Genomic DNA, 8,041 nt, shown 5'->3' with positions numbered 1-8,041 from the left:
TGTGTCTACTCTATAGGGTACATTTTACAAGGGTTAGTTGCCTTCTTTTAAAATGAGTTGCGAGATACATTCCACGTGCGCCGTATGCGGAAACATATCCACTGGCTGCACGTATTCCACTTTATAAAGCTTCGACAATACTTGAATATCCTTCGCCAATGTAGACGGATTACAAGAAACGTACACCATCTTCTTCGGTTTCACTTTTAACACAGTTTGTAAGAATTGATCGTCGCAGCCTGTGCGCGGTGGGTCGACGACGATGACGTTTGGGCGCCAGCCTTCGTTTACCCATTTTGGTAGGAGCTTTTCTGCTTTTCCTACGGCATAGGTTGCATTCTCAAAGCCGTGTTTTTTTGCATTTTTTCTTGCGTCTTCGATCGCTTCTGGGATGATTTCGATTCCGCGGATTTCAGCGGCTCCATCTGCTAGCCACAATCCAATTGTTCCGACTCCACAGTAGGCATCAACGATTTTTTCCTTGCCTGTTAGCTGTGCTGCCTTTTTTACTTCATCATATAGTTTGACGGTTTGCTCAGGGTTCAACTGGAAGAATGCACGGGCTGACAATTCGAACGAAAGATCTCCAAGGGTTTCTTGAATAACCTCGCTTCCGTGTAAATGAATCGATTCGTCTCCAAAAATGAGTGAAGTCTTTTGGCCGTTGATGTTTTGGATGATTGATTTCACTTCTGGCAAGCGTTTCGTGATCTCTTCTATTAATAATTGTTTACGTGGGATTTCTTTTTGGGCTGTAATTAAGACAACCTGAACCTCTCCCGATTGGACGCCTACTCTTGTGACGATTGTTCGGACAAGACCTTTTCGATTTCGTTCATTATAAATTGATATTTTTAAATCTTGTAGGATCATTTTTACAGTTTGAGTGACCTTGCTTGTTGCAGGATGTTGAATCATACAGTCCGCAATGTCGATTAACTTATGAGAATTAAGGCCATAGAGTCCCGCAATCACCTTTTGCTTATCAAGTCCAACCTGAAACTGACTTTTATTTCGATAGTTCCACGGGTTGTCCATGCCAATTGTGTCTTTTATATTGAGCTTTTCAATCGGCGTTTTGCCATAGCGTTCAAAAGCTTGAACAACAATGTCCCGCTTCTCATTCAATTGTTGACGATAATCTAAGTGCTGCAGCTGGCAACCGCCACATAGTTCGTAGATTGGACATGGTGGCTTTACCCGATGTTCTGATTTTTTGCGGATTTTTTTAATCTTTCCTTCAGAGAATTTCGGATGGACCTTTGTTGCTTCAACGACTACCTCTTCACCTGGTAGCGCTCCTGGAACAAAGACGACCTGCCTTTTAAAATATCCGACACCTTCTCCGTTAATTCCGAGTCGTTTTATTGTAAGGGGAAATGTTTGTCCCACCTGTAATTTTGCTTGGTTTTCTTTTTGTTGTTTCATCATTACACACAACTTTCTATTCGATGCTCCGCCATAAGTACAAGGAGGCATAGCTTAAGTATGGTTCCCATGGCTTGCTGTATTCTTCCATCTGTTCATAGGATGGCTTTTTCTCAAGTTTGTATAATTTTTTGATGGCATTTTGGATTCCGATATCTGCCATCGGGAATAGATTGGGCCGTCCCAACGCGAATAAAAGAAAATTTTCTGCGGTCCATTTTCCAATTCCACGGACTTTTACAAGAGTCTCTATGACTTCATTATCTGTTTTCGATTGGAGGTCACTTAGTGTTAGATCTCCTGCTGCAATCAGTTTTGATGTGTCGATCACATATTCAGCCTTCCGACCACTAAACTGCAACTCTCTCAGATCTTCAACCGTTAACTTGGCTATTTTTTCAGGTCGAGGATGCACCCATGTTCCCTCAAGCTCTTCGCCAAATGTCGTGACAAACCGTGATGTCAGTGTATGCGCAAACGTCATATTGAGCTGCTGATGGATGATACACTTCATCAAACAATAATACGGATCAAAATCCAAGACTAATGGTGTCCCGCGATGTTCTATGAAAATATCACTGAGGTCTGTTTGTAAAAAATGGTTCTGGACTTTATCTAATGGTACATCCCATTGAAAAACGTGAGAAACTTGCTGCAAAGCCTGTTCCATTAAATCAGTTTGAGTACCCGTGACTACGAAAGTTGGGATCTCTGTTGTTCCAGTTGCTTTTACGGTGACAACCACAGGTTCATTTTTAATATAAAATGATACCTTCACTAAGCGTTCATCTTTATTTAAATCGATAAGTGGATTTATCGATAGCCGGTCTAGGACGCGATCGAAATTATATGGCGGCTGTACATGCACTGTTTTCTCCCACATAGAACCAACCTCAATTCTTAAGTGTTAGTACACATTATACCATTTACGCATAAAAAAAATCCCCTTGCAAGCAAGAGGATTCACTGATTATCTATTAAGTAGGTCTTCACGAAGCGGTGTAAATGTATCTAGTAAAATACCTTCTTCTAGTGCCACAACTCCATGTTTATGGTTCCCTGGAATAAAAATCGTTTCTCCTTGGGATACCGTTGTTTGTTCACCTTCGATTGTGAACTGGAAGCTTCCCTTCATGACGTACGTGAACTGTTCATGAGGATGACTATGTTGGTAGCCTTCCGCACCTTTTTCAAAGTGCACCTCCATCATCATTACTGATTCACCTGGAGGGAAAATTTTACGTTTTACCCCTGGTTCTGCGTTTTCCCATTCTCCAACCATTTCCTTGTCCCCCTTATTATGTATTCCCTTTCATTATAAAGTGAAACTTCCATCAGTGGGGGATTTTTTTCATCCCACACTGATGGTTAGTTGAACCAATCGGACCTTTACGGGCAGTTGATTTCTACCCTATCTTCTTTTATTCCTTAGAATGTTGAAGTGGGAGTTTTACTGCCCGTTAAGTGTGGGATAAGAGGATATGCTCTTTTATTAAAGTGCTTTAGCTTCTGAATTCTCAATTTCTTCGCTTTTCGAAGAATTTAATAAAATCACTCCACCGATAATTAAGATGATACCTGCTAGTTTAAGCGTGCTAAAAACCTCTCCCCACACAAGCGCACCAATGACTGCTGTTAATGCTGTTCCAACACCAGACCAAATCGCATACGCCAAACTTAATGGAAGGGTTTTTAAACATAAGGATAAGCAATAAAAAGCAAGTCCATAACCAATAATGACACCGACCGACGGAAAAAGAACAGTAAAGCCCTCTGACATTTTTAGCATGGCGGTTGCAAAAATCTCACAAATTATTGAAATAGATAATGCAAAATATCCTCTCATTTAATGACCCCCTCCGACATTTAGTAAAATGACTCCACCGATGATTAAGAAGAATCCAAGGATTTTTTTCCGATCAACATGTTCTTTATAGACGATGATTCCGACTAATGCGGTTAGTGCTGTCCCTACTCCTGCCCAAATCGCATATGCCATTCCGAGTGGTAAAGTTGTTAAAGAAAGTGATAAACCGTAGAATGCTAGACCGTATCCAATCATGACTCCTAAAGAAGGCAGGAACTTTTTGAACCCGTCTGTTGCTTTAAGCATCGAACTGCCGAACACTTCACTAATAATCGCAAAAATTAAAAGGATGTATGCATTCATTGTGATTCCTCCTACCTTAAAAAGTCTCTTTCTCCATTTTACATCCTCGGTCAAGTTTAGAAAATATAGGACCTCAGTTGTAGTGAAAGTTACGTCTGAGGCATATTTTTAAACTTTCCTCCTCGGCGTAAAATGGATGATGTTGTTCAAGAAAACACGGGAGGTATTGGAAGATGAAAAAAATCGGACCTAAAGGGATGAAATGGTTAAAAATCATTCACGTCTTTCTAGTCGTAGTCTTTTTCGGAGGAATATTAAGTTCCCTTGCCCTTAATATTCATCTTGATTTTACTAAATTTGATGAGTCCTATTTGGGATATAAAAATATCGTAATCATTAGTGATAACATTGTTCGCTGGGGTGCAATTGGCACACTATTAGTGGGGCTGACCTATGGGTTCTTTACAAACTGGGGCTTTTTCAAGCATCGTTGGGTTTGCGTGAAATTCGTACTATATGTAATTCAAACGATTGTTGGGATTTTTATTATAGACAAGCTAATGATCACCAATATGGAACTCCTTGAAACTCAACGGGAATTAGCTTTGACCAACCCCGTGTTCATTCAAAACCACTTAATGAGACAATATGCCGTCTATTTTCAAGTGGCAGTTACCATTTTTATTTTTATTATTTCATACCTTAAACCTTGGCGGAAGAAAAAAGTACCACAGAAAAAGAGCTGAAAACTTACAGCTCTTTTATCGTTTTTACGATATAATTTGACGATACATGCATTTTTGTTAAAGTAGTTTACATAGAACAAATTATACAAGGAGTTTTTGCAATGAAGAAGTTTTTACTGTTAATTGTCATATTAGGTTTGTTGGCTGCCTGTTCAAATACAGATAAGGAGACTAGTTTAACACCAGAAGAACCAACTAGAAACGAAGAAAATACTTCTGACTCAGAAAAAGTTGATTCAAATGAGACTGTTGAAGTTTCTGAATCTACTCAAGAAGAAGATTCTACTAATGAAAATGTCGATACAGAGTCTACAGACACTAACGTCGAAGGGGCGACAGAAGACAGTCCTCTTAAGATCCAATATTTAAGTGAACTCGAAGCGATTGAAAAGGAAATCGAAAGCCAGCCTGAGGGTGAAACACAACTTGAGATGGATGAAATTGCGGCGGCAAACTTTAAAGCCTGGGACGATGCCCTAAATAAAATCTGGAAAGAACTTGAGAAACAACTTCCGACTGAAGAAATGGATGAGTTACGAGAAGAACAACGCCGTTGGATCAAAGAGAAATATAAGGCGGCAAGTGAAGAAGCAGAACAGTACAAAGGTGGCACAATGGAGTCTTTAGTAAAAACAAACACACAAGCACAGGTCACCAAAGAAAGATGCTATGAATTAGTTGAAAAATATATGTAAGTTAAAAAGGACTTAGGAGATTCTAAGTCCTTTTCCTATCTAGTTCATATTGAATAGGAGCTCTTCTTTAATGGATTTTTCCGCCATTAGGTGATCTAAGCTTCGGAAGGTATACCCTTCCTCTCGTAAATCATCGATGGCTTTACCAAGCGCTTCCGCATTGTCCCTTGATACAGTATGCAGCAACAGAATTGCACCTGGATGAATTTGTTTCATGATGTTGTTGTAGGCATACTCCCAACCTCTTTGGTTATTGATATGCCAATCAACGAATGCGAGTGACCAAAACACATTTTGATAACCCAAATCCCTTGATAATCCTAGGGTGCGTTCACTGAAAATACCTCGCGGTGGTCGAAGATAGGTGACATCCTGCCCCGTCAGCCTTTTCGTTTCCTCCCTTACTGAATCTAATTCTTTTCGGAGTCGCTCGTCACTCACACTTGTTAAATCCGGATGATACCATGAATGATTGCCAACAATATGACCTTCCTTTGCCATTCGTTTAACAAGGTCGGACTGATCTTTTAGATAGTGTCCGGTTACAAAGAAGGTTGCAGGTACCTTTTTCTCCTTTAATACATCGAGAACTTTTTCGGTATAGCCATTTTCATAGCCATTGTCAAAGGTTAGGTAGATGTCTTTTTTGGTTGTGTCTCCAATATAAAATGCGCCATATTTTGCGAGTAGTTTATCATACTCCTCACCCGCTGATGCCGGTTCATGGTTCTTGCTTTTTTTGAAACCCCAATGGATGGGTGCATTTGAATAAGCTGCTGCTGCCTGGTGGGCACCAACCAATGAAAAGGTAACAGTTAAAAGAAGAAGTAAGCCCAAAAGCCTTTTCAAAAGTAAAACCTCCCAAACTCCGTTAGTAGTAGAGTTAGTTTTTACCACATTTAGGGAGTTCATGCACGAATCCATTACCAAAAAGATTTTGTTGGGTGGATGTATAAAATTTGTGGGTTGGTGGTGTGTTGTTGGTTGGGGTTGCAGGGCATGGTAGAGTGTACTTTTTGCCGAGCTTGTAGCGTGAGATTGTCTTTCGGGACATGCTAGAACATTTTCGGTTTGAGCGTGTACCGCGAACCTCATCTTGCCATACATGTCACTCTTAGCTTGTACTTTTAAAATGATCTTAACTATCATGCTCTTCCTTATTTGAAGTGAGCATGCTCTACAAAACATTTATGATAGTTATTTTTAATTTTTAATGATCGTTTTTCGGAAAATGCACTGTTTTGAGCTCTGGCTGACTGATATCAATTGAGATTTGTTCCCTATACTTGAATAATTGTGCCCTATCTTTCATTATTTCTGCCCTAGCTCTGATTTATTGTTCCCTAACCTTCAACATTTGTGACCAGATTCCAATTATTTGTGCCCTAACCCCCAAACAGCAACAAAAAACCCGCTACGCACATTACGTAACGGGCCCATTTCAAATTAAGCAAATACACGCTCTTTGAATTGTTCTAGTTTTTCTAATGATGATTTGTCAACATCCGCGTGTAAGCTGTTGCCGTGTGAATCCATGGTTACAACGGCAGTGAAGCCTTCAACAGATAGATGCCACATTGCTTCTGGAATACCGAATTCCATTAAGTCAACGCCGTCAACTGACTTGATGCAGTCTGCATAATATTGCGCAGCTCCACCGATTGCATTTAGATAAACTCCGCCATGCTCCTTAAGTGCAGCGAGTGTTTTTGGTCCCATTCCGCCTTTACCGATTACAGCACGGATGCCGAATTTTTTCATGATGTCCCCTTGGTAAGGTTCCTCACGAATACTTGTCGTTGGGCCAGCAGCTTTTACATGCCATTTTCCATCTTCATCCTTAAGCATTACCGGACCACAGTGGTAAATAACTTGTCCGTCTAGATCAACAGGTGCATCGTTTTCAGATAGATGTTTGTGGATTGCGTCACGACCTGTGAACATACGGCCATTGATTTTAACCACGTCACCTACTTTTAATTCACGAATTTGCTCTTCAGTGATTGGAGCTTGTAGCACAACTTCGCGAGTTTCTGATTTTACTTCTTCTACCTCTTCTTGTTCTTTAGAGAAGTCAATTTCCTCTCCCTCATTGTATAACCAATCTTTGATATCACCAGTTTCAGCATCAAGAGTGATACCTAGACGGCGATATGCCCAACAGTTGTACGCAACAGATACGAAGAAGCTTGCTGGAATACGGTGCATAACGCCAACTTTACAACCAAGTAGAGTGGTTTCGCCGCCGAAGCCCATTGTTCCAATGCCTAGTTTGTTTGCATTTTCCATTACGTATTCTTCAAGTTTGCGAAGATCTTCGTTTGGATTTTCATCTTCAACAGAACGGAAAAGTTGTTCTTTTGCTAACTCATAGCCTGAAGTACGGTCTCCACCGATTCCAACGCCGATGAATCCAGCACTACAGCCTTGTCCTTGTGCTTGGTACACAGAGTGCATAATACACTTACGAATACCGTCTAAGTCACGGCCCGCACGACCAAGTCCATCTAATTCACAAGGTAAGCTGTATTGGATGTTTTTATTTTCACACCCGCCACCTTTTAAAATAAGGCGAACATCGATGTAATCTTTTTCCCATTGCTCAAACTTAATAACTGGAACACCTTCACCAAGGTTGTCCCCGCTGTTTTTACCTGTTAATGAATCCACGGAGTTTGGACGAAGCTTTCCGTCTTTTGTTGCTTCTACAATTGCTGCACGGATCGCAGCTTTGATTTTTAATTGGTTCACTCCAACAGGAGTTTTCACTTTGAAAGTTGGTAGACCTGTATCTTGGCAAATTGGAGATACGTTCACGTCCGCCATTGAAATATTATTGGTGATGGTTGAAAGAGACATAGCAGCACGAGTACCCGCACTTTCACTCGCTTTTGCGCGAGCAACCGCTCTACGTACATCCTTTGGAAGTCTTGTTGATGTCTCTACAATTAACTTGTACATACTTTGTTGTAGCTTATCCATCTGTATTCCCCTTTCCCTTATATCCCCGTTTTTATACATGTTATTTATAATCACAATTTTCATTATACTCCTATCTATTT

Annotated in this window: 9 protein-coding genes; 2 read left to right on the top strand and 7 right to left on the bottom strand. The window is 40.4% G+C overall.

What is annotated here, in order from left to right:
- Positions 1-33 precede the first annotated feature (33 nt).
- The 5 genes from rlmD to CKK03_RS03090 form a co-directional block, all read right to left on the bottom strand.
- On the bottom strand, positions 34-1,431 hold the full coding sequence (gene rlmD, locus CKK03_RS03115) for a 23S rRNA (uracil(1939)-C(5))-methyltransferase RlmD (RefSeq protein ID WP_099361163.1): 1,398 nt from the start codon (positions 1,429-1,431) through the stop codon (positions 34-36).
- 13 nt (positions 1,432-1,444) lie between these two features.
- The gene (locus tag CKK03_RS03110; RefSeq protein ID WP_099361162.1) at positions 1,445-2,311 is read right to left on the bottom strand and encodes a DNA-3-methyladenine glycosylase family protein; all 867 of its coding nucleotides are present in this window, start codon (positions 2,309-2,311) and stop codon (positions 1,445-1,447) included.
- Between the two features lie 87 nt (positions 2,312-2,398).
- The gene (locus CKK03_RS03105) at positions 2,399-2,710 is read right to left on the bottom strand and encodes a cupin domain-containing protein (RefSeq protein ID WP_099355496.1); all 312 of its coding nucleotides are present in this window, start codon (positions 2,708-2,710) and stop codon (positions 2,399-2,401) included.
- A 210-nt stretch (positions 2,711-2,920) separates the two neighbouring features.
- A complete protein-coding gene (locus CKK03_RS03095) occupies positions 2,921-3,274 on the bottom strand; it encodes a DMT family transporter (protein WP_099361161.1) in 354 nt (117 codons plus the stop codon).
- Complete coding sequence (locus CKK03_RS03090) at positions 3,275-3,598, bottom strand: DMT family transporter (RefSeq protein WP_099361160.1); 324 nt, start codon at positions 3,596-3,598, stop codon at positions 3,275-3,277.
- Between the two features lie 173 nt (positions 3,599-3,771).
- Here CKK03_RS03090 and CKK03_RS03085 point away from each other — a divergent pair, with 173 nt between their 5' ends.
- A complete protein-coding gene (locus CKK03_RS03085; RefSeq protein ID WP_099361159.1) occupies positions 3,772-4,284 on the top strand; it encodes a DUF2269 domain-containing protein in 513 nt (170 codons plus the stop codon).
- Between the two features lie 101 nt (positions 4,285-4,385).
- Positions 4,386-4,979, top strand: a complete 594-nt coding sequence (locus CKK03_RS03080) for a lysozyme inhibitor LprI family protein (protein ID WP_099361158.1) — start codon at positions 4,386-4,388, stop codon at positions 4,977-4,979.
- A 39-nt stretch (positions 4,980-5,018) separates the two neighbouring features.
- Here CKK03_RS03080 and pdaA read toward each other — a convergent pair whose 3' ends face one another.
- Together pdaA and CKK03_RS03070 are read right to left on the bottom strand one after the other, a co-directional pair.
- Positions 5,019-5,780: a delta-lactam-biosynthetic de-N-acetylase gene (gene pdaA, locus CKK03_RS03075; protein WP_425432838.1), complete on the bottom strand. Its 762-nt coding sequence runs from the start codon at positions 5,778-5,780 to the stop codon at positions 5,019-5,021.
- Between the two features lie 645 nt (positions 5,781-6,425).
- Entirely contained in the window at positions 6,426-7,961 is a 1,536-nt protein-coding gene (locus CKK03_RS03070; protein WP_142353994.1) for a fumarate hydratase, read from the bottom strand.
- Between the last annotated feature and the right edge of the window lie 80 nt (positions 7,962-8,041).

The sequence above is a fragment of the Fredinandcohnia onubensis genome, assembly GCF_002734215.1.
Taxonomy (GTDB): domain Bacteria; phylum Bacillota; class Bacilli; order Bacillales; family Bacillaceae_L; genus Ferdinandcohnia; species Ferdinandcohnia onubensis.
Note: the sequence above shows the minus strand (reverse complement) of the source record. Positions and strands in the feature narration are given on the sequence as shown.

What these genes read in the sequence shown, in the direction of transcription:
- rlmD (WP_099361163.1), bottom strand. Translation starts at nt 1,431, where the DNA reads ATGATGAAACAACAAAAAGAAAACCAAGCAAAATTACAGGTGGGACAA.
- CKK03_RS03110 (WP_099361162.1), bottom strand. Translation starts at nt 2,311, where the DNA reads ATGTGGGAGAAAACAGTGCATGTACAGCCGCCATATAATTTCGATCGC.
- CKK03_RS03105 (WP_099355496.1), bottom strand. Translation starts at nt 2,710, where the DNA reads ATGGTTGGAGAATGGGAAAACGCAGAACCAGGGGTAAAACGTAAAATT.
- CKK03_RS03095 (WP_099361161.1), bottom strand. Translation starts at nt 3,274, where the DNA reads ATGAGAGGATATTTTGCATTATCTATTTCAATAATTTGTGAGATTTTT.
- CKK03_RS03090 (WP_099361160.1), bottom strand. Translation starts at nt 3,598, where the DNA reads ATGAATGCATACATCCTTTTAATTTTTGCGATTATTAGTGAAGTGTTC.
- CKK03_RS03085 (WP_099361159.1), top strand. Translation starts at nt 3,772, where the DNA reads ATGAAAAAAATCGGACCTAAAGGGATGAAATGGTTAAAAATCATTCAC.
- CKK03_RS03080 (WP_099361158.1), top strand. Translation starts at nt 4,386, where the DNA reads ATGAAGAAGTTTTTACTGTTAATTGTCATATTAGGTTTGTTGGCTGCC.
- CKK03_RS03070 (WP_142353994.1), bottom strand. Translation starts at nt 7,961, where the DNA reads ATGGATAAGCTACAACAAAGTATGTACAAGTTAATTGTAGAGACATCA.